This window comes from Methylobacterium sp. GXS13, from assembly GCF_001455965.1.
GTDB lineage: Bacteria > Pseudomonadota > Alphaproteobacteria > Rhizobiales > Beijerinckiaceae > Methylobacterium.
On the sequence record NZ_LKKO01000057.1, the window covers coordinates 1 to 23424 of the forward strand.

Annotated in this window: 18 protein-coding genes and 1 pseudogene; 11 read left to right on the plus strand and 8 right to left on the minus strand. The window is 65.3% G+C overall.

The genetic code is table 11. The annotated features are described in order from the left end of the window. From AO398_RS19735 to AO398_RS28430, 5 genes are all read right to left on the minus strand, one after another. Positions 1-485: hypothetical protein (locus AO398_RS19735; protein ID WP_152997572.1), on the minus strand; the 485-nt coding region annotated here is incomplete at its 3' end. A 119-nt stretch (positions 486-604) separates the two neighbouring features. Then, the gene (locus AO398_RS19740) at positions 605-859 is read right to left on the minus strand and encodes a hypothetical protein (RefSeq protein WP_244498827.1); all 255 of its coding nucleotides are present in this window, start codon (positions 857-859) and stop codon (positions 605-607) included. A 64-nt stretch (positions 860-923) separates the two neighbouring features. Beyond that, positions 924-1277 (minus strand): hypothetical protein, encoded by a 354-nt coding sequence (locus AO398_RS29840; protein WP_348272374.1) that lies wholly within the window; start codon positions 1275-1277, stop codon positions 924-926. Positions 1278-1283: 6 nt separating this feature from the next. Then, positions 1284-1571, minus strand: a complete 288-nt coding sequence (locus AO398_RS19750; RefSeq protein ID WP_058193901.1) for a hypothetical protein — start codon at positions 1569-1571, stop codon at positions 1284-1286. Between the two features lie 41 nt (positions 1572-1612). After that, a complete protein-coding gene (locus AO398_RS28430; protein WP_152997573.1) occupies positions 1613-1774 on the minus strand; it encodes a YqaE/Pmp3 family membrane protein in 162 nt (53 codons plus the stop codon). 223 nt (positions 1775-1997) lie between these two features. Between AO398_RS28430 and AO398_RS19755 the strand changes: the two genes are divergently transcribed. From AO398_RS19755 to AO398_RS19770, 3 genes are all read left to right on the plus strand, one after another. Continuing rightward, the gene (locus tag AO398_RS19755; RefSeq protein WP_058193902.1) at positions 1998-4745 is read left to right on the plus strand and encodes a PAS domain-containing protein; all 2748 of its coding nucleotides are present in this window, start codon (positions 1998-2000) and stop codon (positions 4743-4745) included. A gap of 337 nt (positions 4746-5082) precedes the next feature. Then, a complete protein-coding gene (locus AO398_RS19765) occupies positions 5083-7587 on the plus strand; it encodes a GAF domain-containing protein (protein ID WP_058193904.1) in 2505 nt (834 codons plus the stop codon). Positions 7588-7612: 25 nt separating this feature from the next. Further along, a complete protein-coding gene (locus AO398_RS19770) occupies positions 7613-7972 on the plus strand; it encodes a response regulator (RefSeq protein ID WP_058193905.1) in 360 nt (119 codons plus the stop codon). A gap of 364 nt (positions 7973-8336) precedes the next feature. Here AO398_RS19770 and AO398_RS19775 read toward each other — a convergent pair whose 3' ends face one another. Beyond that, positions 8337-9089: a glucose 1-dehydrogenase gene (locus tag AO398_RS19775; RefSeq protein WP_058193906.1), complete on the minus strand. Its 753-nt coding sequence runs from the start codon at positions 9087-9089 to the stop codon at positions 8337-8339. A gap of 178 nt (positions 9090-9267) precedes the next feature. On the opposite strand from AO398_RS19775, the gene AO398_RS19780 reads away from it, so the two are divergent. The 7 genes and pseudogenes from AO398_RS19780 to AO398_RS28440 all read left to right on the plus strand — a co-directional run bounded on the left by AO398_RS19780 (position 9268) and on the right by AO398_RS28440 (position 16746). Next, entirely contained in the window at positions 9268-9585 is a 318-nt protein-coding gene (locus tag AO398_RS19780) for an AraC family transcriptional regulator N-terminal domain-containing protein (protein WP_244498828.1), read from the plus strand. A gap of 115 nt (positions 9586-9700) precedes the next feature. After that, positions 9701-10831, plus strand: a pseudogene (locus tag AO398_RS19785) (patatin-like phospholipase family protein); the annotation flags it as partial. A 70-nt stretch (positions 10832-10901) separates the two neighbouring features. Beyond that, a complete protein-coding gene (locus AO398_RS19790) occupies positions 10902-11117 on the plus strand; it encodes a ferredoxin (protein WP_058193908.1) in 216 nt (71 codons plus the stop codon). After that, a complete protein-coding gene (locus AO398_RS19795; protein ID WP_058193909.1) occupies positions 11114-12439 on the plus strand; it encodes an FAD-dependent oxidoreductase in 1326 nt (441 codons plus the stop codon). Before AO398_RS19790 ends, AO398_RS19795 begins: the two co-directional genes overlap by 4 nt. Then, positions 12432-13673, plus strand: coding sequence for a cytochrome P450 (locus tag AO398_RS19800; RefSeq protein WP_058193910.1), 1242 nt, complete (start codon positions 12432-12434; stop codon positions 13671-13673). The genes AO398_RS19795 and AO398_RS19800 overlap by 8 nt, the downstream gene beginning before the upstream one ends. Positions 13674-14173: 500 nt before the next feature. After that, on the plus strand, positions 14174-14686 hold the full coding sequence (locus AO398_RS28435; protein ID WP_152997574.1) for a hypothetical protein: 513 nt from the start codon (positions 14174-14176) through the stop codon (positions 14684-14686). Positions 14687-14823: 137 nt separating this feature from the next. Further along, positions 14824-16746: a hypothetical protein gene (locus AO398_RS28440; RefSeq protein WP_210171928.1), complete on the plus strand. Its 1923-nt coding sequence runs from the start codon at positions 14824-14826 to the stop codon at positions 16744-16746. 1168 nt (positions 16747-17914) lie between these two features. Here the strand turns inward: AO398_RS28440 and AO398_RS19805 are convergent. Together AO398_RS19805 and AO398_RS19810 are read right to left on the minus strand one after the other, a co-directional pair. Beyond that, a complete protein-coding gene (locus AO398_RS19805) occupies positions 17915-20083 on the minus strand; it encodes a DEAD/DEAH box helicase (RefSeq protein WP_058193911.1) in 2169 nt (722 codons plus the stop codon). Beyond that, entirely contained in the window at positions 20083-21723 is a 1641-nt protein-coding gene (locus tag AO398_RS19810; RefSeq protein WP_058193912.1) for a dsDNA nuclease domain-containing protein, read from the minus strand. The genes AO398_RS19805 and AO398_RS19810 overlap by 1 nt, the downstream gene beginning before the upstream one ends. 540 nt (positions 21724-22263) lie before the next feature. On the opposite strand from AO398_RS19810, the gene AO398_RS19815 reads away from it, so the two are divergent. Continuing rightward, a complete protein-coding gene (locus AO398_RS19815) occupies positions 22264-22896 on the plus strand; it encodes a tyrosine-type recombinase/integrase (protein ID WP_058193913.1) in 633 nt (210 codons plus the stop codon). Positions 22897-23424 lie beyond the last annotated feature (528 nt).

Consider the following 23424-nt stretch of genomic DNA (forward strand, 5'->3'; position numbering starts at 1 on the left):
GCGTCCGACGGCTCCTCGACGATGTGGACGGTCGGGAACGTACACGCGCCGACGCGCACAGGCTCCTCGCCGAGATACGTGGCCTTCGTGACCGGGCGCAGGACCTCGGTCACCTTGCCATCCCTCAAGAGTGTGCTGGTCGCGCCGTACTCGCCCGGCCTACCAGCCGCAATCGACACGTTGGTGAGGCCTTCGGGAAAGACCGTCTCGATCGATCGGCTTCCACTCTGGTAGTAGGTGTCAAAGCCGTTGCGACGGTCGAGATGATAGGTCCGGCCCGACGCCCACCGCCCATCGATCAGGACCGTATCGCCGCGACGGTCTGCATCGACGACCAGGTCGCCCGCGCTCGTCGTCAACGTGAGCGAATAGGGTGCTTCCGACTGGTCCAGTCGACACACCGATGGCTCCTCGGCGGCGCAACCCGGTGCGCTCAGCGCGATCGCTATCGTTGCCGAGATCACCGAGATGGCTGCGCTGCGCATGCCGTTCCCCTGTGCAATCTGTGACGTCCCGTAACAGAAGGCTGATCCTGCATTCCCCCAAAAAAAGGCCCCGGTCATGCACCGGGGCCTTTTTTCGATCGACGAGATCGATCGAACGGTCAGTACGAGCGCGAGGTGGTGGTGGTGGTGGTCGCCGGACCGGTCGAGGTCGGCACCGTGTTCGTGGTCGTCGCCTTGTTAGCCTGGTGACGCCCGACGGCGCAGCCAGCGGCGGCACCGGCAATGCCATGGCCGACCATGTGTCCGGCGAGACCGCCGACGACAGCGCCCTTGATGCAGCCCTTAGCCTCCGCCTGGCCGAGGCCAGCGACGGCGGTCAGGGCGAGAACGGAAGCGATCGTCAGTGCGCGCATGGCTTGTCTCCGAGAGAGGATTTCGCTTCAAACGTGCTGCTGAGACATCCCGTTCGATCACATGTTAGCGGGCTGTCGCTTCGACGATGCGGCGCGGGGCTTCCGATGCTGTGCGTACGAGGCTCGGCGTGGTGGTGATCTCCGTGGCCGGCCGAACGGCCGCGGTCGGACGGGCCTGCTCGCGGTAGAGCGGCGGCGTGAAGTCGATCCGATCGCCGGCGATAGCCGAACCGATGGCGGACACGATGGCGAGGGCGGCGAAGGAGACAGCGCGAACGGACATGATGATCGTCCCTTGAGCGCCAGGATCGGTCCTGGCTCGTGAAGGGAAGATGCGCTGCGCTGCCCCATCATTCAAAACAATGACATTGATAGTCAGTATCGACGTCATCGATAATGGCGTCTTGATCGAGAGCACGCCGTGTCAGGATTTCCCGAGCCGGCGTTGGTTGGCTTGAACCCTCCGCCGGTAGCCACGCACGACCGTGCGGGGCGTGCCGCCAGCCGCCAGGGTCGCCGCGGCCTGACCGGCCGCGAGGACCTTTTCGGTCACCATCCGCCGCGCCTCTTTGCGCGCCTTCGGGCCACCGAGCATGAACAGCGCCATCCGCTGGCCGATGACCATCTGCGCCTCGACACCGAGCATCGCGACTTCGGTACCCATCGTGAGCAGGGATGCGGTCTTGCCTGCGGATCTCCGACGCGCGTGCATGGTGTGTTCTCCGTTCCTAAGGTCCGGAGGGTCAACGCGCGTCAGGCGGCTTCCTTCCGCGTGACCACCAGGGCCCAGATCGTCGCTGGGATCCAGCCAATCACGGTGATGTGCAGTAGAATGCACAGGATCCCCTGGATCACCTTCCCGCGCAGGAACATCGCGAGCCACGGCGCGAGGATGCAGATGAGGATCATAACCATCGGGTGTCGATCTCCAGAACTGCGACCGAACCCGGTCTTAATCGGAACGTTCCGGATGCGTCGATCACATTCGGTCCGCTCGCCGCCACCGGCCATAGGGCAGCGGGTGACCAAGACAGATTGACCACGCCGAGGGGCTCACGCCGCTTCGCGCCGTCCCCCGGGGCACTCGGATCCGCACCCCCTCTCGCCGCGGACGGAATGCCGAGCTAGTTCGGGCCGCATGCAAAGTTCGGCCGCATTGCCATTGGACGCCCTATCCCGCGATGAACTCGAAGCTGAAGTCCGGCGTCTGCGCGCGCAGTCGACCTCCGTCGCCGAGATGTTCGAGCAGGCCCCGGGTTTCATCGCGCTGTTGAGCGGTCCCGAGCACCGGTTCACGCTGGCCAATGCCGCCTACCGGTTGATCGTCGCCGGTCGCGAAATCACCGGCCGCACCGTCGCCGAGGTGCTGCCGGAGGCGGTCTCGCAGGGCTATGTCGACCTGCTCGATGACGTCTTCCGGACGGGTCGAGCCCACAAAGCGTCCCGCGCTCGGTTCGAGGTCCGGATCGGGTCGGACGGCCAGGCCTCCGAACGGTATCTCGACTTCGTCTATCAGCCCGTGCGCGACGCCGACGGTGCCGTCACCGGTATCTTCGTGGAGGGACACGACGTCACCGACCAGACGATCGCCGAAGCCGCGCTTCGCACGAGCGAGGCGCGATACGGAACCCTGTTCGAGAGCCTTGAGGTCGGCTTCTGCATCGTAGAGATGAAATTCGAGGGCGCACGGGCCGTCGACTATCGGATCATCGAGGCCAATCCCGCCTTCGTGCAGCAGACCGGGGCCGACGTCGTCGGGCAATGGGTCAGTGCGTTCGCACCCGACCTGGAACAGCACTGGTTCGACACCTACGGTCGGGTCGCCCTGACCGGCGAGCCCGCGCACTTCGAGCATTACGCCGAGGTCTTCGGTCGCTGGTTCGACGTCCGGGCCTTGCGGACCGGCGAGCCGGACGCGCATCGGGTTGCGATCTTCTTCTCGGACATCACCGACCGCCGCCAGATCGAGCAGCGCGCCGAGGCGGGTGAGCGCGACTTGCGCCTGATCACGGACGCGCTGCCGGTTCTCATCGCCTTCATCGGCGACGATCAGATCTACCGCTTCGCCAACAAGGCCTACGAGGACTGGTTCTTCAAACCCGCCCATGAGGTCATCGGGCAAGACGTCAAAAGCCTCATCACGGCCGAGGGCTATGCGCTGCGCTGGCCCTTCATGGAGCGTGCGCTGGCCGGCGAAGCCGTGGCCTTCGAGATGGACTGGCCGCATCGGGACGGGAGCCCTCGGATCGCCGAAATCCGCTACCTGCCGCGACGCACCCACGGGCGCGTCGACGGCTACCACGTCTTCGTGCAGGACGTGACCGCCCACAAGCAGACGGAGGCCAACCTCGCGCGCCAGGTCGCCGCCCGGACGGCCGAGCGCGATCAGATCTGGCAGGCGTCGTCCGACCTGCTCTGTGTCGCCAACTTCGAAGGGTACTTCGTCAGCATCAACCCCGCATGGGCTGCCACGCTAGGCTGGACCGAGACCGAACTGAAAGCGCGCCCCTTCATCGAATTCGTCCATCCCGACGATCTCGGCGCGACGATGAAGGCCGCCGAGGCGCTCGCGCGCGGCGAGGCGCAATTCACGTTCGAAAACCGCTACCGCCACAAGGACGGCAGCCACGTGTGGCTGTCCTGGAATGCGGTACCGCGCGAAGGCCTGATCTACGCGACCGTCCGGGACGTGACGGTGGTGAAGCACCAGACCGAGGCGCTGCGCCAGACCGAGGAAGCCCTGCGCCAGTCCCAGAAGATGGAGGCGGTCGGCCAGCTGACCGGCGGCGTCGCGCACGACTTCAACAACATGCTGACGATCATCCGCTCGTCCGTGGATTTTCTGCGCCGCCCCGATCTGCCGGACGCCCGGCGGGCCCGGTACATGGACGCCGTCTCCGACACGGTGGATCGCGCGGCCAAGCTGACGGGACAGCTCCTCGCCTTCGCCCGGCGACAGGCGCTCAAGCCAGAAGTTCTGAATGTCGGTGAGCGCCTGCGGAGCCTCGCGGACATGCTCGACACCGTGACCGGCGCACGCGTCCGGGTAACGGTCGATGTGCCGGACGATCCGTGCTTCGTGCGCGTGGACGTGGCTCAGTTCGAAACGGCGCTGGTCAATCTCGCTGTCAATGCCAGGGACGCGATGGACGGCGAAGGCGAACTCGTCCTGCGTCTCGTCTGCGGCGCGTCGATGCCCCCGATCCGCGGGCACGGCGGCGGCCCCGGGCCCTTCGCCAAGGTCGTCCTGACCGATACGGGCTGCGGGATCCCCGAGGCGGATCTCGCACGGATCTTCGAGCCGTTCTTCACGACCAAGGACGTCGGCAAGGGGACCGGGCTCGGGCTCAGCCAGGTGTTCGGCTTCGCGAAGCAATCCGGTGGCGACGTCGAGGTCGCCAGTACGGTCGGCCACGGCACGACGTTCTTGCTCTACCTGCCGGAGGTTCAGGCTGAGCGCGACGACGAGCGCGACGAGGAGGATACGGGACCGGCCCCGGCCGGGACCGGCCAGCGCATTCTCGTGGTCGAAGACAACCTCGAGGTCGGACGGTTCGCCACGCAGATCCTGGAAGACCTCGGCTATCGGACCGAGTGGGTGACCAACGCCGAGACCGCGCTCGAACGCCTCGGAGCCGACGGGGGCGGGTTCGAGGCCGTTTTCTCGGACGTGGTCATGCCGGGCATGGGCGGGATCGCACTCGCCCAGGAACTGCGACAGCGCCTGCCCGCGATGCCGGTTCTGCTGGCGTCCGGCTACAGCCACGTGCTCGCTGAGAACGACGCCCATGGGTTCGAACTGCTGCACAAGCCGTACTCGGCCGACCAGTTGTCTCGGATCCTGAGGCGTGTGACCCGAAGGCGGCGCGCGAGGCTGAGAGGGTGAAACACCACCAACGGTGTGATCTGATTCGCGCATCCTCGGGTTTTCATGAAAACGTGTTCACTCCCGAACGGACGGCGCGGTCTGACTACCCTATGGGCAGACATCAATTCGCTCTCGCCTCACCGATGTCGCCGAACGCCCCGCCCCCGTTGGATCACACGCTGCGCCTTCGCGCCCAGCCGCCGACCGAGCCGACGAAGCCCCGCCACCGCGGAGCGGTTCTGAGCGAGCCGGACGTGCAGGTTTCGGGGGCACGGTTCATCCCGTCCGCGACCCTCGTCGCCATGGAGCCCAAGAGCGCTCCCGCCTGCTTACTCGGGCGGGAGGAGGTTCCGGCGTGAACCAGCACACGACGTCCGATCCCGTCATCGCCGCCGATCACCGCCTCGCGGCGCTCGACGCCCACGGCATTCTCGATACCCCGCCCGAGGCGGCCTACGACGACATCGTGCGTCTGGCGACCCGGCTCTGCCAGACCCCTGTCGGCCTCGTCAGCTTCGTCGCCACCGATCGACAATGGTTCAAGGCGCGGGTCAATTTCCCCGTCTGCGAGACCGATCTTGACAGTTCCGTCTGCAAGTTCGCCCTCGCCGAGCCCGACCTCCTGATCATACCCGACCTCACTCGCGACCCGCGCACGTCCGCGAACCCGCTGGTGACGGGTGAGCCGTTCATCCGCTTCTACGCCGGCGCGCCCCTGCGCACGCCAGAGGGACAGGTGCTCGGCTCGCTGTGCGTCATCGATACGGTCCCGCGCCGTCAGGGGCTGACACCGGAGCAGAAGGATGACCTGCGTGCGTTGGCGGCCCAGGTCGTTATCCAATTGCAGATGCGGCGCGCAGTGAGCGAGCGCGACCAGATTGTCTCGTTCCAGGCGGCGGCGTTGCGGCGAGCCCAGCGCCTCGACGTCGTCGCTGCCGCTTCGTCGGCCCTCCTCACCGCAGACAATCCCGCGGCCGTCCTCGAACCGATCCTGCGCGACGGAGCTGAGGCGCTCGGGTTCGACCGCGCCTGCCTCTACGATGTGACGCCCGACCGTCGACACCTGCGCTTGACCCATGCGGTCAACGTCGCCCCGGAGGCGCGTGAGGACCTGAAGCGCCTGCCGTTTGGAACGCCAATCTGTGGCCTCGTCGCCGAGACCCGCCAGCCGTTGATCCTCGAAGATCTTCAGGCTGGGGCTGATCCCCGCTGGGAGACCGCCCGCAGTCACGGGCTCACTGCGTATGCCGGTTTCCCCGTGGTCAGCCGGGGTGAATTGCAGGCCGTCATCGCCTTCGTCTCCACCCGGATGCCGGCCTTCGATCGCGAGACGCTCTCCTTCTTCGAGACCCTCGCCCGCCTGATGGCGGCCGTCCACGAGCGGCTCGACGGCGAGGAGGCACTCGCCGAGACGGGGGCCTACTGGCGCAGCCTGTTCGAGCGCCTGAGCGAAGGCTTCCTCGTCGGCGAGGTCGTCCGTGACGCCGGACGGATCGTCGATTGGCGCTATGTCGAGGTGAACCACGCATGGGGGGAACTCGTCGGCGTCAAGAGCAACAGCGTTGTCGGACGCACGATCCGCGAAGTCCTACCTGGCATCGAGGACGACTGGGTCGCCGACTTCGCGCAGGTGGTCGAGACCGGTGAACCGCGGGAGTTCCTGCGCCGCGTCGGAACGCTCGATCGCTGGTACGAGGGACGCGCCTTCGCCGTCGGTGCGGATCGGTTTGCCGTCACGTTCCTCGAGGTGACGGACCGGGTTCAGGCCGACGCCCGACGCGTGGCTCTGCTCGCCCTCGGCGATCGCTTGCGCGACCTCACAGCGATCCCCGAGATGATCCTTGCTGCATCCGAGATCGTCGGCACCACCCTCGGGGTGACGCGCACCGGCTTTGGACGCGTGGACGCGGCAATGGAGTGTGTCGACATCGAGAAGGACTGGACGGCCCCCGGGACCGTCAGCATCGTCGGCCGGCACCGGTTCGCCGATTACGGCAACATCCGCGAGGACCTCCGTCGCGGCGAGGCGCTCGTCATCGAGGATGTGCGAACGGATCCGCGCACCCGTCACGATCCTCAGCCGCTGCTCGACATCGGTATCGGCGCGATCGTCAATATGCCTGTCCGCGACCGTGGCCGTTCGGTCGCCGTGTTCATCGTCCACGACGACAAGCCCCACCGATGGTCGGCGGAGACGCTGGGTTTTTTGCGCAACGTCGCCGAGCGCCTGGAGGCCGGCGTCGCACGGGTGCGCGCGGAGGACGACCAGCGCATTCTCAATGAGGAGATCTCCCACCGCCTGAAGAACATGCTGGCGATGGTGCTGTCGATCGCCACGCAGACGTTGCGGAATGTGCCCGATCGTGCGCCGGTCGAAGCCTTTGAGCGTCGCATCCATGCGCTCTCGACCGCCCACAACGTGTTGCTCCACCGGACGTGGACCGCGGCTCCGCTCCGGGACGTCGCCCAGGCGGTCTTGAACGCGGCCGGGCATGGCGATCGTGTCACCCTCGAGGGACCGGACATCGATCTCGGCCCGAGGGGGACACTCTCGCTCTCGCTGCTGCTGCACGAACTCGCGACCAACGCCGCCAAATACGGCGCGCTGTCCGTCCCGGAGGGGCACGTCGTGATGACGTGGCGCATCGATGATGGAGGCGACACCCGAGAGCTCGTGCTCGATTGGACCGAGCGCGGCGGTCCCGCACCTGTTGCACCGGTGCAACCCAGGCGCGTCGGATTCGGCTCACGGCTGATCCAGATGGGATTGGCGGGATCCGGCGGCGTTGCGCTTCGTTATCTCTCCTCAGGTTTCGGGGCGACGATGCGCGCGCCGCTCGTCCAGCTGCAGCAGGGTTGAGGACAGTGCCGTGGCTTTAGAGGCGATGACACGACCCGTAGTGCTCGTGATCGAGGATGAGCCGATCATGCGCATGATGGCCTTCGATCTCGTCGAGGATGTCGGTTTCGAGGCCGTGGAGGCCTCCAGTGCGGACGACGCGGTGCGGCTGCTGGAAGCTCGCCCCGACATCCGCATCGTCTTCTCCGATATCGATCTCGGGGTCGGCATGGACGGCCTGAAGCTCGCCCGCGCGATCCGCGATCGCTGGCCCCCGGTCGAGATCGTCATGACGTCTGGCAAGGTTCGTCCAGGCGCGCACGACCTTCCCGTGCGCGGCCGCTTCTTCGAGAAGCCGTACCGTCGCGACGAGGTGACGGCGGCTCTTCTCGAATTGGCGGCGTAAGACCAGGGTACGACGCCGACGTGGGGTGACCGACCCTTCTGTCGCTATCGCTTCTATTGTCAGGCGCATTTCGGACCAGACATCCCAACATGCCTGCTCTTTCCAGCCGTCGTACCCCGTCCTGACAAAGCTGATAGATCTGACAATAGGTCTGCGCGCTCCGGTCTAATGGTGGGAATCTGACGCTTGGTACCCGCCCCAAACGTCCGCAACGGGTGGTTTTCTGTCCGTCCGCTTTCGGACGGCGGATGCATCGAAGCGGACATAGCCGGAGGGCCAGCCACGACCCTTTGCATAAGCCTGGACCGTCCGATCGTAGGCTACTTGGTGAGACATAAACCTACGGCCGGAGTGGGCGGATTGGCTAGTATCCTACACCGCGCACGCCGCCCGCGGCCCGGATGGCTTCCCCAGTCACCCAGTGGGAGTCGTTCGACGCTAAGAAGACCGCGACTGGGGCGATGTCCTCGGGCTCGCCAAAGCGGCCAAGCGGCGTGCCAGCAACGAGCTTCTCGCCGAATGCACCGTCGAAATGCCCGATGGTAGCCGGAGTATTCGTGTGGCCGGGCAGGATCGAGTTGACCCTGATCCCGCGCGGTCCGAGTTCGCGGGCCAAGGCAAACGTCATCGTGTCGACGGCGCCCTTCGTCGCCGAATAGACGCTGGAGGCGAGATACGGGTCGGAGCTGAGGATCGAGCTGACGTTGATGATGCTGCCGCCGGTCTCTCCAAAGTGCTTCACCGCCTCTCGGATCGCCAGGAAGTAACCCAGCACGTTGACATTAAACTGCCGGTGGAAGGCTTCCTCGGTGAGGTCCGCGACCATCTCGAAGACGGCGATGCCCGCGTTGTTCACGAGGACGTCGACCCGGCCGTGGGCGGCCTTCACGGTGTCGAACAGGCGGGCGACGTCGGTCGACCTGCTCATGTCCGCCTGGATCGCGACCGCCCTCCCGCCGCCCGCCTCGATGGACGCGACGACGGCGTCCGCTCCCGTCCGGCTGGTCGCAAAGTTTACGATAACGGTAGCACCCTCGGCACCGAGTGCCTTGGCGATGCCGGCGCCGATGCCACTGGAGGCACCGGTGACGACGGCGATCTTTCCATCGAGCTTCATGGTTTGTCCCTAAGGTTCGCGACTTTCGTCACCGGAACCGAGGGGCCCCGTCGACGACCGGAACCTAAGTCGTCGGTCGATTTTCCGCGTGCCGGTTACTCGCTCATCCTTGCCCAATCTTCTCAGTCGCTTGTGGCGGCGATCACCTGGTGCTAGCCCATCAGGCATGACGGACGGGATGGACGAACTGCGCGCCATCGTGATGCGTGCCGGAGACAAGTGGACGCCAACAGGGCTTCCCCGCGTGTCGATGGTCCGGGCGGAAGCCTGCTCGAACCAGGTGTACGAGCCGATGCTCCACATGGTCCTGCAGGGGACCAAAAGCCTCTCGGTCGGGGATCAGATCCTGCGCTTCGAGCCAGCGACGTACTTCCTGATCCCGGTCGACGTGCCGGCAATCGGCCAGATCCAGTCCGATGGCTGTGAATCGGCTCTGAAGCATGACCCCGGCAAAAACTTAACTAACTCTCTCTTCAAAATGCGAAAATTGAGATAGAGATGGGGTCACGATCGGCGCCGACCGTGACCCCATCTCGAAGCAAAATTCAGCACATATCTCAACGCATTGAACCCAATTACGGGAGGGGTGAAGCTTCGACGCCTATTTACACCACGACCGCACGGTCTTCGTCGCCCACCAGATCGATTGTCCGTGGTGCCAGCTCTGCCTGCGCCACGCCGACCACGTCCTGCTGCTGGCCGAGCCCGGCGCGCCGCCAAGGCCCGGCGCCGCGGCCTACTTGACCTCGATCCGCTCCCCCTGGATCCGCATGGACCTCGCGGTGGCGCAGCCCGCCGGGGCGCGCCTTCCGCGCCCGCTGCATCCGGATGTCGCCGCGCTCCCGTTCTCCCTGCGGCTCCAGGCGCGCGAGAACCATGATGGCGACTTCGCCCGGCTGGCCCGGATCGCGTCCGGTCATGCCCGCGCCCTCGTCCTCGGCGGCGGCGGGGCCCGCGGCCTCGCCCATCTCGGCGTCCTGCGGGCGCTCTTCGAGGCGGGGCTCGACATCGATCTCGTTGGCGGCACCAGCATGGGCTCGATCCTGGCCGCCAGCGTCGCCCTGGACTGGAGCCTCGACGCCATCGAGACTCACACGGTCGCGTCCTTCGGGCGCAACCCCCTCGACGACTACACCCTGCCGTTCCACGCCCTGACGCGCGGGGCCAAGGTCGATGCGGGGCTAGCCGCGCGGTTCGGGGATGCCCGCGTCGAGGATCTCTGGCGCCCGTTCTTCTGCGTGTCCTCGAACCTCAGCACCGGCACGGCCATGGTCCACTGGGCCGGCCCTCTCGACCGGGCGATCCGCGCCAGCATCGCCATTCCCGGCTTGCTGCCCCCGGTGGCGAGCGCGGACGGCATCCTCGTGGATGGCGGCATGATGAACAACCTGCCCGCTGACGTGATGGCCGATCTCGACCGCGAGCCGGTCCTCGCGGTGGATGTCGGCAGCGACACCGCCTTCCAGGTCATGCCGCGGCAGGGCCGGGGCGCGCGGGCGTTCCGCCGCTTCCTCGGCATCTCGGACCAGCTCCCCGGCATCGCCCACTTGCTCCTGCGCTCTGCCATGGTGTCGAGCGACGCCCAGACCATGGCAGCCGTCACCCGCGCCGCCGTCCTGCTCAAGCCCGCCTTGGCCGGGGTCGACCTGCGGGCATGGTCGAGCTTCGAGACGACGGCCGAACTCGGCTATCGCTGCGCCCGGGAAGCGCTGGACTCGGGCCGTCTGCGAGCCTGGACATGAGCCGCTCCGGTCCTCGCGCCGGTGTCGCGCCCGATCGACCGGTCATCCGCACGGTTTTTTGAGGCCCTGAATGCGTGTCGTCGTCGATCTCAATCGCTGCCAGGGCTACGCGCAGTGCTGCTACGCCGCTCCAGACCATTTCGAGCTGCGCGGTCACGAGATCCTGTTCTACGACCCCGCGCCGCCGGAGGCGAAGCGGTCGCAGATCGAGCGGGCACAGCAGGCCTGCCCCGTCCGCGCCATTGCGGTCGAGCCCGCCGATCTCGCCGCGGGTGACGAGCCGTGACCGAGGTTCAGCGACCGGGCATCGTCGTCGTGGGCGCCTCGCTCGCCGGGCTGCGGGGCGCGGAGGCACTGCGGGACCGCGGCTATGACGGGCCCCTGACCCTGGTCGGGGATGAGCCGCATCGGCCCTACGACCGGCCACCCCTGTCCAAGCACGTCCTTGCGGGCGAGCTTCCCGCCGACGCGACCGCGTTGCCGCAGCTCACCCGGTTGCGGGCGCAGTGGCGGCTCGGGCGGCCCGCCGCCGCGCTGGACCGGGAGCGCCGGGTGCTGCACCTCGCCGACGGCGCGACACTTCCCTACGAGAAGCTTCTCATCGCCACCGGCGCCAGGGCGCGGACTTGGCCCGGAGACGGTGCCGACCTCGCCGGGATCTTCACGATCCGCACCCGGGACGATGCCCGTGATCTGCGGGCCGCTCTGGCGAAAACTCCGGGCCGCGTCCTGGTCATCGGGGCGGGCCTGATCGGCTGCGAGGCGGCCTCGTGCTGCCGCGACCTCGGCTTGGCGGTGACTTTGGTCGATCCCAACCCGACGCCGCTCGCCCGCCTGCTCGGGACCGCGATCGGGGCTACGCTGGCCGAACGGATGCGCGGCGCCGGGGTCGATTTCCGCCCGAAGACGATGGTCCGCGCGCTCTCGGGCGAGGCCGGGCAGGTCCGCCGCGCGCACTTCGCAGGGGGAGAGGTTCTCGAGACGGATCTCGTCATCGTCGCCCTCGGCGCCACGCGCGACACCGGCTGGCTCGCTGCGGCGGGCCTCGCCGCCGATGCGGGTGGCCTGACCTGCGACGGAGCCTGCCGCGCGATCTCCATCGCGGGGGAGCCCGACTCCGACATCTACGCGGCCGGCGACGTCGCGCGCTGGCCGAACCCGCTTTACGGCGACCGTCCGATGACGGTGGAGCATTGGGGCAACGCGGTCGACCAAGCCCGGCACGCGGCAGCCAACATGATGGCCGCCCCCTCCGCCCAGCAGCCCTACCGGCATCTGCCGGCTTTCTGGTCGAGCCAGTTCGGCCTGAACATCAAGCTCGCCGGCCACACCGCGGGGGCGGATGCACTCGCGCTCGTCCAGGGATCGCGGGCCTCGCACCGGTTCCTGGCCGTGTATGGCAAGGCCGGTCGCAGCATCGCCGCCGTCTCCTTCGACGAGGCGCGCTGGCTGCCCGCCTATGCCGAGGCCGTCGCCGCCGGGGCGCGCTTTCCTCCGTTTCCCGATGCCATCGACCAGCCACGGGTCGAGCGGCTGGAGCCGGGCTTCCCCGCGGCGCGGCCCCCTGCCCATCGCGCCGCGCCGGCGCTGGAGGCTAGCCATGTCTGACGAGACGCTCTTCGCGCAGGTGCTGGACCCGAAGAACCGGGCGGATCCCTATCCCCTCTACGCCAGGATGCGCGAGACACCTGTGTCCCGGCAGGCGGATGGCAGCTACCTCGTCAGCACCCACGCCGCGTTGAGCAGCCTGATCTTCGATCCTCGGCTGAGTTCGGAAGACCTGCCGCCCTCGCGCCGGCCCGCCACGGGCAACCCCCTGAAGGACTGGATCCTCAACCCGATCCGGAACCGGGTGGTGAACGCCCACCGCCCGCTGATCTTCCGCGATCCGCCCGACCACGACACCCTGCGCGGCTTCGTGATGAAGGAGTTCACGATCGCCCGGGTGCGGGACGCCCACGCCAAGGTCGCGACGCTCGTGGATGCCTTGATCGACAAGTGCCGGGGCCGCGACACGGTCTGCCTCGTGGACGACCTGTCCTATCCGCTGCCGGTGGCCGTCATCTGCGAGCTCCTCGGCGTGCCCGAAGCCGACGAGCGGCAATTCCATGCCTGGGCGACACGCCTCGCGACGGCCCTGGAGCCCGACGCGCGCCACGACGAGGCGGGACGGCGCGAGATCGCCGCCACCTTCGACGCGATCTCGGACTACATGCGTCGGCTGATCCGCGAGAAGCGCCGCCATCCGGCCGACGACATGCTCAGCGGCCTCGCCGCCCGCGGCGGCCGGGGCAGGCCGGTCATGGGCGACATCGACCTGATCTCCACGGCGATCCTGCTCCTCGTCGCGGGCCACGAGACGACCGTGAACCTCATCACCAACGGGATGCTCACGCTGCTCCGACATCCGGACGAGCTCGAGAAGCTGAAGGCCGACCCCGAGCGGGCGCCCCGCGTGATCGAGGAGATCCTGCGCTACGAGCCCCCCGTCCATTTCCGGACCCGCAAGGCGCTCGGCGCCATCGCGGTGGCGGGCGCGACGATCCCGGCCGGATCCCCGGTGGTCCTGATGCTCGCGGCCGGAAACCGCGATCCGGCGCGGTTCACGCAGCCGGACCGGTTCGATCCCGAGCGGAACGACAACCAGCATTTCGGGTTCGGCGGCGGCCTCCACTACTGCGTGGGCGCGCCACTGGCGCGCATCGAAGCCGAGATCGCTCTGGTCACCCTGTGCCGGCGCCTCGTCGCGCCGCGGCTCCTCGACGATCCACCGCCCTACCGGCCCGGCGCTTCCCTGCGCGGTCCGAAGAACCTCGGCATCGCCATCGCGGGGATCGCTTGATCCTCCAGGGCCGAAAGGGGTCTGGGAAGCCGCTCGGCGCCACGCGCCATCGTCTGTCGGAGGCGCGCGTCAGCTCACCCTGTTGTATAAGCTTGTCCAGTCATACGCATCGCACCAGGGACTGAAAGTTCTCATTGTGCGACTGACCTTCAGAACGGTGACACATCGGGATATTTGACCGGGTTGGCATGATCTCGTCCGCTTTTGCGGCAAGCTTTTCCCGAAGCGGTCGTTCTGCTCTCGGCCAGCTCCAGTCGCATGAGCAGGCGCCTTCGAATGGCTGGGTTGGGTGGATTTCTGCCGGTCCGCTTCCGGGTGGGAGTTGGCAGAAGCAGACACTGCCGTCGCGACCGCTCACGACTCATCAGTGACATTAAGAGCGTCCCCTTCCAGATCATTGCTGTGCCGGTGCAAAGCGCCACTTCGGCACTTGCTTCGGAGCTGAGGAGGTGATCGAATAGAAAGTTCGCTGCCGCCTTGAGGTTGGGAACATGAAGAGGGTGGCCTACACGCAGGTTTACCACTTTCGTTGGTTAGCCCCCGCCAGGGTTAAAGGATCCCTATTCAGGCATGCGCCGTTGATTTTGGTAGAAGACGAGCCACATCAATCGTCGATAAAAAACTATCGAACTACGAATAAGTATATTCTAAGTGCCTTTATAGCCAGACTAGCTGCATTTGTCTTGATATTTTATACTAACTCCCCCGCCCTTGCAGCAAATTATCTATGCAAGACCGTCAGCAGCGACTGGGGTTGGTTCAGCGACCACGTAGCGGCGTCGATCACCTACCTGATCGTCGGCTCGCCCGGGCGAACTTTCGAGGTTGGAACAGGAGTGTTCTTTCGAGGCAAGCCTTGGGGCTCGAAAGAGGTAGGGTCGGGCACTGTTCGGATCACGGCCTATGGTGCCGGTGCATTACATATCCGCCAGCAAGGATCTGGCGACCCCTTCAAGGTTTGTGCAACCTCGGAGGCGATCGAACCGATCACGATAATCAAGGCTGAGTTTTAAGTCCGCGCGGTAAAATCGCAAGAGGGGACAATATGAGCTCGCTAGAACGCCGACGGTCGGGCACGCTGAGACTCAGAATTTTCGTTTTTCTGCTTCCACTACTACTGGCCGGATGCGGTGATTCCATCACGAAAGTCGTGAATGCCAAATGGCCGCCCATCAATGTCGAGCAACAGCGCAGGGCTGCGATCGACAGCACAGCTCAACCGCTCTCCCAAATCACAAGCCCGAGCGTAGCTTTTTCTTTGGCGCTAGCCGATGCACAACGGGCATTGCTTGACGACAAATTGAGGGAGCAGGGCATCGTCGATTTACGCCTTGAAGGAGCAGAACAACTTCTCCACGTCCGCGCGACCTTCAAGCGCAAGTTCGCCGGAGTGGACGCAGGCGCAAACTCCGAGCTGGCGAAAATCTTAGACGCGGCACGACCCGAGATAACCGGCTCTATTGATGCTTATGCGGGCATAACGGGCGGGCTTATCGACGAGGCGAACGGTCCGCCCGTCGTCAATCTCTCGCTCCTTCCAGCGCTTAGTTCTGTTCAGGTCGACAGTGTTGTTCTTGCCGAAAAAATCGGTGCAACCGCAGTGGTCGACGCACTGGTTGCAGTTCTCAATATATTCAAGGACAACATCAGCGGTGAACTCAGCCGGCAGCCTTTCACGAAGTTGACGGTACCGGCACTCTCGCCCACGGCCATTGATCCTTCAAAAAGCATCATCATCAAGAACCCAGCTGCTAGTCTTACCGTCCGTCTTAAAGCTGACAAAATCGTCGCTCCCTTCAAGCTTGGCGGGATAGCTTGGCTAGTCACTGACAATCAAGTCGTAGCTTTGGTTCAACTCACCCCGACCGCTGGAGGCTCAGAAACCGCCCCTGTTACCGTAGGCAGATCGTTTGGAGATATACGTGACCAGATCGATGGACTGATCGCGACCAATTTCGGCTTGTCTCTGAGCGAGAGATCAAGTTGGGCTGCCGTTCGAAAAGATCTTATTGCAAACACAATCAACAGCGGGGTGACCCAAGCTAATTTGTGCGTCTCAGTTTCAGGCGCAACGTCTAGGCAAACGTCGAGCACAAAAATCGATTTGCCAAGTGGTGATGCTATCAATTGCACTCCCAATCGGGAATGCAGCTCAAATCGATCATGCGACTTCGCACCGGACGTGGACAACCGAGACTGTGACGCTTGCATTCTATCGAGACCCAAAGTTTGTGCGCCAAGCTGGGCAGGTGGCGGGTGTGTAGGAGGCGGTTGCATCCAGCGGGGTCGCGATCCGATATGCGCATTCGGGCAAGGTGTTCAGAATGACCTCTACCGCGCAGTCGCAGCCGGCAAAAAATTTGATTGTGAGAGACTAAAGGCTCAGGAAAAGGCGAGTTGCGAGATCGAAAAGTCTGGAGAGAAGCTGCTTTGCGAAACGGGAAAGCAAACTCTCACGCTCATCAAGAACACGGGGAAATTCGCTAATCTAGACGTAACCTCACAGATCAAAAGTGAGGACCTTGGAGTTTGCATTCAAGAGTTTAATTTATCAACGGACCTATCAGGCGTAAGCTTGGCTCTCGATGTTTCAGGTCGAGCCCAGGCCGTCATTGACGTAAAGTTTACGCCCTTGGACATCGTCGGTCATTTGGCCTGTCAGTGGCCATGGACAGAGTCGCAGACGTTTGAGGCTTCTTTGAAGGAATCCCGCATTCCAATTTCGTCTGCCTTCCGCTTGGAGACTCCACCAGATGGGCAAGCTCGCGCCGTGTTTTCCGTTAAGGAGACAATAATCAAAGCAGATATCTCGCCCGGTCCCACCGAGTTCTTGCTTACGAAGAGCCCTAACATGACTTTGTCCTGCCAAGGACTTAACCTGATCAAGCCTATCGTTTTGCTTCTAACGCCCTTTGTCCCGCAGCTGCGCGGTGACATCGAGACCAAACTACCGTCGCAGGAGATTTCTGCTGATCTGAACTTGCCTGTGCAGAGAGTTCGGGAGAAAGAGTTCAGTGTTTCCATCAAGAATAATCGGCAGGCGATCGTAGCTATTGGCCAACTTCTGCCATAACGCAGCAAGAACGCATCCCGTTCGCACATATGTCGCGCGGCCTGTGGGTACGAAGTCCGCGCTGAAGCACACGGCCGCTAGGGCTAACTGACTGCATGCTTGCGTAGCTAAGGGCCGCTTCCGGCCATCAGGCCCGTGACCGCTCACCACCCCTAGCCGAAGTCGGTGGACCGCCGATGAATGGCCGCTCTTGGGAAGCGCCGATGGCTGTCTGCATGGCTGGCATGGGTCGCTACCGGAACGGCCGCTAGGGGGTGGATTTCGGCTGATCCGCTTCTGGGGAGCAGGCATGCGTTTGAGAATTGGTGCGCTAGCAACGGCCCTCGCAGTCACCGCAGGTCTGCCGGTCCACGCGGCCGAGATGGCGGACTTTTTAGGCGTTTGGGAGCAGGTCGGTACGAACGCCGGCCCCTGTCCAACCTGCCAGATTGAGTTCCAAGAGACGCCTCAGGGAGCTGTCGTCATTGCGAACAACGGATGGCGAGCGGATTTGCCGACGTTGAACACCGGCGGTCCGGCGAGCGGGATCGGTCGGTGGCGAGACGAACGTGTTGCTACATGGGTGTCCGGGCGCTCGTTCACGGTGAGCTTTTATCTGGAGGGGAGCGGACTACTCGCCATGACGATGACGGTGGATACCAGTTCGGGCCGCCAGTCTGTCGTCCGAGGAAGCTACAGACGGGTATGGAAGGGTATGTAGGCATGATATTCGTCTGTGGTTCAAATCTGACGCTTGGTACCTGCGTAAAACGGCCGCTGGAGGTGGATTTTTGCCGATCTGCTTTCGGGAAGTGTGATCGAGGAAGCAGACCTTCGCTCGGACTGGAGAAGTCGGCTGCTTCGCGCCCAACCCGGCCATTCGTCGCTCCTCTCCGAATTCCTGGAAGCAGACATCGCGACTATGACGGACAACAGACTGGGGCATTGATCGTGTCGTCCGAGGGCTCACGCCTGTAAGTCGCCACGGAGTCACGAACGCTGACTGCCAACGCCGACAACGACTTGCAGGACTGATCGGCGTCGGACCCCTACGCCGGTCCACACATCTGGTGAGCGGCGTCGCTCGGCCGCGGCCGCGGTCCCGGACGCCGGCGGCGATACACGTGGGGCCAGGCGATGATGGCGCGCACTCGATCCGCCGGTCGGGCACGATCGGTCCGGCGGCGGCTCAAGCTTCGTAGGCGCGCGACGGCAGGGATTTGCGCACGTGGCGTATCACTTCGCGCTCGAACGGCTGCAGGTCCAGCCGCTCCAGGTCCAGCGCCGCCAGCATCCGCAAGCCTTCGTCGACGTCGGCGACCTCCCCCCAAGCCGCCATCAGCTTCGACGCGATCTCGGCCGGGATGCCGTACTCGTCCAGGGCGAAGACGCCGGCGGGCAGGAACAGGGAGTCGGCCCGCGCGGCGAGGAGGGCGTAGTCACCGGGCGCGCCGCGCTTTCGGCGCGCAAGGACGTCGGCCTGTATGCGGCTCACGGCCATCAGCTGTCGGCCGAACGTGAAACCCACGTACTTGCGCAGGAAGGACAACGCGCCCTCGACCGCCTCGCTTACACTGGTGCCCCGCCATCGCTCCTGGACGCGTCGGGCGATGAACGCGCCGAAATCGCCGGCGGCCATCAGGCTGGTCAGCACGGCCTGGAGCTGGTCGCCGGCGTGTATGCCGTGCCGCCTCAGGACGGTGCCCTGGTCGACGTGGTCGTAGATCAGGTCGCAGACGGCGCGGAACTGGGCCGAGTCGGGGACGCCGCGCCACTGGAGGAGCCTTGGATCCCGGTCGAACAGGTCCGAGACGGCGTCCGCGAGGGCGTTCTGCGCGCCGACTGGGACGTACCGATTGGCGCGGATGGTGGCCTCGGCGAGGCGCGAGCCCCTGAACACTTCCGCGAGGCGATCCCGCGAACCCGGCGTCAGGCTGCCGGTAGGCAACGCCAACAGCAGGGACAGGGGCGTCGCTCCGTCCTGCGCCCCGATCGGCAGGTCGACCGTATGGTCCCCCTCGGCGACCGCCTCCTCGATCACGAAGACCTTGCCGATGAAATACCGGTTCATGCGCCCGGCGCGGCCCGCGATGTTGCGGAAGGTGAAATCGTCGATGGTCCGCGTGTTCCTGCGCCTGTCGAAGACGATCACGTTCTCCGCGACGGTGTTGACGCCCTCGATGATCGTCGACGTGCACACGAGGTAGCGGATGCTCCCCTCCTCGAACGCCCGGACCATGTATTGCTGGATGGCTCGCGGGACGTTGCCGTGATGGACGCCCACCCCCCGCGCCAGGGCGCGGATGACCTCCCATTCCGGCGGGTAATGGCGCTCCAGCCAGCGGACGGCGTCCGCGGTCGCCTCGCAGACGGGCAGCTCGCAGCCGAGGTAGATATTCCGCGCCGCATCCCGCGCGCTGCGCGGGGACTGGCAGTAGACCAGCGTGGGGCTCGTCAACTCGCGGCACAGCTCGACCAGCTTGGCCGCCCGGTCCGAGCTGTCCTGCTTGAGGCCGAAATACGTTATGTCCAGCGAGACGGTGGAGAAGTCCGACGGGATGAAGACGTGCCGGTATCCCGTGGCCAGCCCGGCCACGGAGGCGATGCTCGGTCCTATGAGGTAGAATTGGGCCCCCTTCTCCGCGAGCCTGTGGAAGCAGACGTTGAGGTCGATGGATCTCTCGTCGTCGTCGCCGTCCCTCATGTCGAGCTTGTAGAACTCGTCGATGACGAGGAAGTCGGCGTCGTCGAGGTCGTCGCGTCCCAGGGCCCGTTCCTGGGTGAGGACGTAGACCGTCGGCCGCCCGTCCTCGCGCCTGGCCTGGCCCGGATGCGTGATGACGTCGTGGGTCCGGCCCAGGGACGCGGTGATCCGCCTTCGGGTCTCGTCGATCAGGGCGATGGTGGGCACGACGATGACGGCGCGTCTGTGCTGGCCCGTCGCCAGGACCGCGTCGACGACGAGGCTCTTGCCGACGCTGGTCGGGGCGCTCAGGACAACGTTGCGGCCGGCGGCGAGCTCTTGGAACACCGACAGCTGCAGGCTGTGGAAGAAGCGCTCCTCCCCGACCCCGTGGACGCGGTGCGCCTCGATCAGGATCTGGTCCTCCAGGCTGCGGTGCAGGGTCCTGTCGGCGTAGGGGAACAGACCGACCTCGCGGACCAGGGCATCGAGGAGCGCCCCGTAGTCCTTCGGGAGCGTGTGCTTGACCGCCAGCAGGCGGATGACGAGGTCCCGGGCGAGCGCTGCGGTCCGCTCGTGGTTCGCGAGGTAGGCGATCTCCCGGAAGACCGGGAACCGCACCTCGGCGAGCCTCGCCGGCTCGGCGAGGCATTCCCGGATGAGGCTGATCTCCATCATCGCCTCCTCAGGCGCGCCTCGAAGGTCCGCGCCAACGTCGCGGCGCACTCGACTGGGACGAGGAACAGGGAAACCTCGACGTCCCGCAGCTCGTCGTCGATCCCAGCCTTGATTTGATCGTACTCGTCCCGGACCTCTCGCTTCAGGAGCGTGAGGTAGGCGGCGTTGAAGCCCGCGCCCAGCGTCGCGCTGTCGTAGGCCACCAGGATCGGGAGCCGGACGACCCTCAGCAGGTCCGAGGTCTTGCCGGTCGAGACGAGGATGCCGTCCAGGGTATCGGCGCGCAGGTGGCGCGGCTCGCGCAGCTGGATGATGATGTCACGTTCCTCCATCAGCACGTCGCGCGTCACCGCGGTGCGCAGCTCTGCGAGCACCTCGTCGATCACCGCGCGGTGCGAGTCGGCTGCGACCAGGCGCGAACGCCCCAGCCAGATCTCATCGCCACCCGCCAGGGGGACAATGTGCGCGCTCGTCGAGCGCATCGCGCCCCCCACCAGGAAGAAGATCCGGCAAGCGATCGGCTCCGCCCCAAAGTGATGCCGGAGGATCGCGTGCAGCATGAGGCCGGCGATGAGGCCCGGGACGTCGACCGGTCCGCGGCGCTCCAGAGCCCTGAGCGCCTCGCCCGGCAGCCGCCGCGCCGATAGGTGGTTGTACGTCGCGAGAATCCGCGGCGACAGCGCCACCTCGGGCAGCCAGTCCAGCAGGTGCTCGGTGAGCTCGTCCATGCGCCAGACGTTACCGTCGTACTCGACGTCGTAGGCGTAGAGGGCGCGCTTGACGGCGCCGTCGTCCACCGCGCAGAGCTCGGAGAAAAAGGCCGGCACGTTGACGATTTGGTAGACCTTGACGTGGTCGGCCGCATCAGCGCGCATCTCCGCCAGCCGCTCCTCCCACCAAGTCATGATGTCGGCGCGGGTCCAGGCCTTGTCGGCGATCTCGCTCGACGGCGCGTCACCCATCGATCGGGTCTTGCTCACCAATCGCTCGTAGACGCCCTCGACCATGTCGAACGCGGGGTTGAGGCCGCGGCCCTGGGCGAGGGTCAGCAAGGTCTTCGTGTTGCGCGCGTGGATGGAGCGTTCGTCCGCCTCGACCTCCCAGAGCAGGTGCCTCGACCAGTCGGCCAACGTGCGGCCCGAGTTCGACTTCGTGTCCTTGTACTTCTTCGCGAAGTTGCCGACCAACGCCTCGAACGCCGCCTCGCCGTCCCGCCGTCCCCTCTCACGCGTGAACGGCACCAGCTTGGCGGACACGGCCCTGGTGGTCACGAGGCGGAACCAGGCCGTGTCGCCGTCCGTGTCGCATAACAGCGACCGCTCGCAGACCGAACTTCCCTTCCGGCCTTTCGTCCGAGCGGCCAGTTCAGTCAGGTTCCACTTGCTGTCGGCTTCCGTGGTCTTGACCTGCACGTACTCGTTGATTAGCCCGCCCGCCCCGGAGCGCCGGACCACGATGTCGTCCGCGGTCTCGCACTCCAGCCTGACGGCGTCCGGATCCAGCAGCGTCTCCAGCGCGATCCTCGCGGCGACGTGGTCCTGGATGCGGAACCCGCGCCGCGCCGCGATCCCCCCTGCGTCGGACGCCCCCGTCGAACCCTTCGTCACCCAGCCCCCCGGACCACGATCGATCTTCACGATCGACTTAAAGTTGCTCGTACTCCTTGGGAACCCCGAATCACGCTCGGACTCCAAACTGTAGATCGAGGTTCATCGCCTGGTCTGGAGGATCAGGCTCGCGGTCGATCCGCCCGAGCGGCCGCCCGCGAACCCGATGGTCTCGCGGCCCATTTCGGGACGGGCCATCATCCGGCGGGGTCGCCTGGGGTCTGAGGTCGGCGATCCGCCGGCGGCCCTGGGCGACGGCTGTTTGAGAATGCCGCGACGATGGATGACCTTCTGCGCCACCAAACAGTGTATGCCGCAGGCGAAGGTCAGCCACCCGGCGGGAAATGTCCGTTCTTGTGCATTGTCGCATCCGAAACGGTCGAGCGGCTTTCGGCCAACTCCAGCCGTACGAAGCTGGCCCGCTCAATGTCCGCTTCCAGGCATCCCCTCGGTGACCCGGAATGACTGGGTTGGGTCGCATGCGGAACGTCCGCATATGCCCTCCATCTCCAGAGCCTCGGTTCGGGTGTCTCCTCGCCTAGCCGGCATGAGCCGGCGAGGAGACAGACGATGGGACACTCCGCACACGATCCGGCCACGAAAGGGCGGCCGGCCTGGAACGCTGGCCGCAAGCTTGGCGCCAAGCAAGCCCTCAAACCTCAGCAGGTCTGGGCCATCCGGTTCTGGCTCGACCGCGAACGGCGCGTGCGCGACCGTGCGATGTTCGACCTCGCCATCGACAGCAAGCTGCGCGGCTGCGACATCGTCAAGCTCAAGATTGGCGACCTTGTCAGCGGTGGTCGAATCCGTAGCCGAGCCATTGTCATTCAGCGCAAGACCGGCCGACCGGTGCAGTTCGAATTGCTCGAACCCGCGCGTGCCAGCATCCTGGCATGGCTGGAGGCCAGGGGTGGAACGCTCGACGACTATGCCTTCCCGAGCCGGCTCGATGGTGTCATGCACATCAGCACGAGGCAGTATGCGCGCTTGGTCGATGAGTGGGTCTCGGGCATCGGGCTTCGAAAAGAGGACTATGGGACACATTCCCTGCGTCGCACGAAGGCGTCGTTGATCTACAAGCGGACCGGCAACCTGCGTGCCGTCCAGATCCTGCTCGGCCATACCAAGATCGAGAGCACGGTCAGGTATCTCGGTGTCGACGTCGAAGATGCTCTGACACTGGCCGAAGGGACTGAGATTTGAGCGTTTGGCCCCTCGACTCCATTGTCGAGGGGCTTTCAAACCAGCCCGGCAGCAAAGCGCCCATTCCAGTCGTTCAGCGGCCGTACAGCGGATCTTGAAAGCGTACATGTCCGGCGCCGTAGCATCGTCCGTCCGATCGGCTTCGCGGTGCCGGACCTTTCTGAAGGATTTTTCAGCGCTCAGCCTAGGTCCGCGAAGAGCGGATGGTCGGCGTTCAGACGGCAGCCATTTTACCCTACGGATAAGCGTGGTGCCGTGTCCGCTCGAACCTGTCGGCACAAGGCTTATCGAAAAGCGCGCACGGTGGCTGAGCGCCCAACGGTTCTGCCAACATGGGTTGTCCGCCAATATCGCCGAGCGCATGACGCTGGGAATATTGCGATCGCGGATCGAAGTATGGGTCCGATGTGTAGCTACTCATAAATGCGCCGCCGGCAGGCATCTCGCTCTCGGACCAGGCTGGCGTGACGAGGCCGGCCGAGGCAACAAAAATCATGATTTTTATTGTTCGCTGGTTGATCATCGATT

Excerpts from the sequence above, each read along its gene's own strand:
- AO398_RS19740 (WP_244498827.1), bottom strand. The coding sequence starts at position 859 with ATGCGCGCACTGACGATCGCTTCCGTTCTCGCCCTGACCGCCGTCGCT.
- AO398_RS19750 (WP_058193901.1), bottom strand. The coding sequence starts at position 1,571 with ATGCACGCGCGTCGGAGATCCGCAGGCAAGACCGCATCCCTGCTCACG.
- AO398_RS28430 (WP_152997573.1), bottom strand. The coding sequence starts at position 1,774 with ATGGTTATGATCCTCATCTGCATCCTCGCGCCGTGGCTCGCGATGTTC.
- AO398_RS19755 (WP_058193902.1), top strand. The coding sequence starts at position 1,998 with ATGCAAAGTTCGGCCGCATTGCCATTGGACGCCCTATCCCGCGATGAA.
- AO398_RS19770 (WP_058193905.1), top strand. The coding sequence starts at position 7,613 with ATGACACGACCCGTAGTGCTCGTGATCGAGGATGAGCCGATCATGCGC.
- AO398_RS19775 (WP_058193906.1), bottom strand. The coding sequence starts at position 9,089 with ATGAAGCTCGATGGAAAGATCGCCGTCGTCACCGGTGCCTCCAGTGGC.
- AO398_RS19780 (WP_244498828.1), top strand. The coding sequence starts at position 9,268 with ATGGACGAACTGCGCGCCATCGTGATGCGTGCCGGAGACAAGTGGACG.
- AO398_RS19790 (WP_058193908.1), top strand. The coding sequence starts at position 10,902 with ATGCGTGTCGTCGTCGATCTCAATCGCTGCCAGGGCTACGCGCAGTGC.
- AO398_RS19800 (WP_058193910.1), top strand. The coding sequence starts at position 12,432 with ATGTCTGACGAGACGCTCTTCGCGCAGGTGCTGGACCCGAAGAACCGG.
- AO398_RS19805 (WP_058193911.1), bottom strand. The coding sequence starts at position 20,083 with ATGGAGATCAGCCTCATCCGGGAATGCCTCGCCGAGCCGGCGAGGCTC.
- AO398_RS19815 (WP_058193913.1), top strand. The coding sequence starts at position 22,264 with ATGGGACACTCCGCACACGATCCGGCCACGAAAGGGCGGCCGGCCTGG.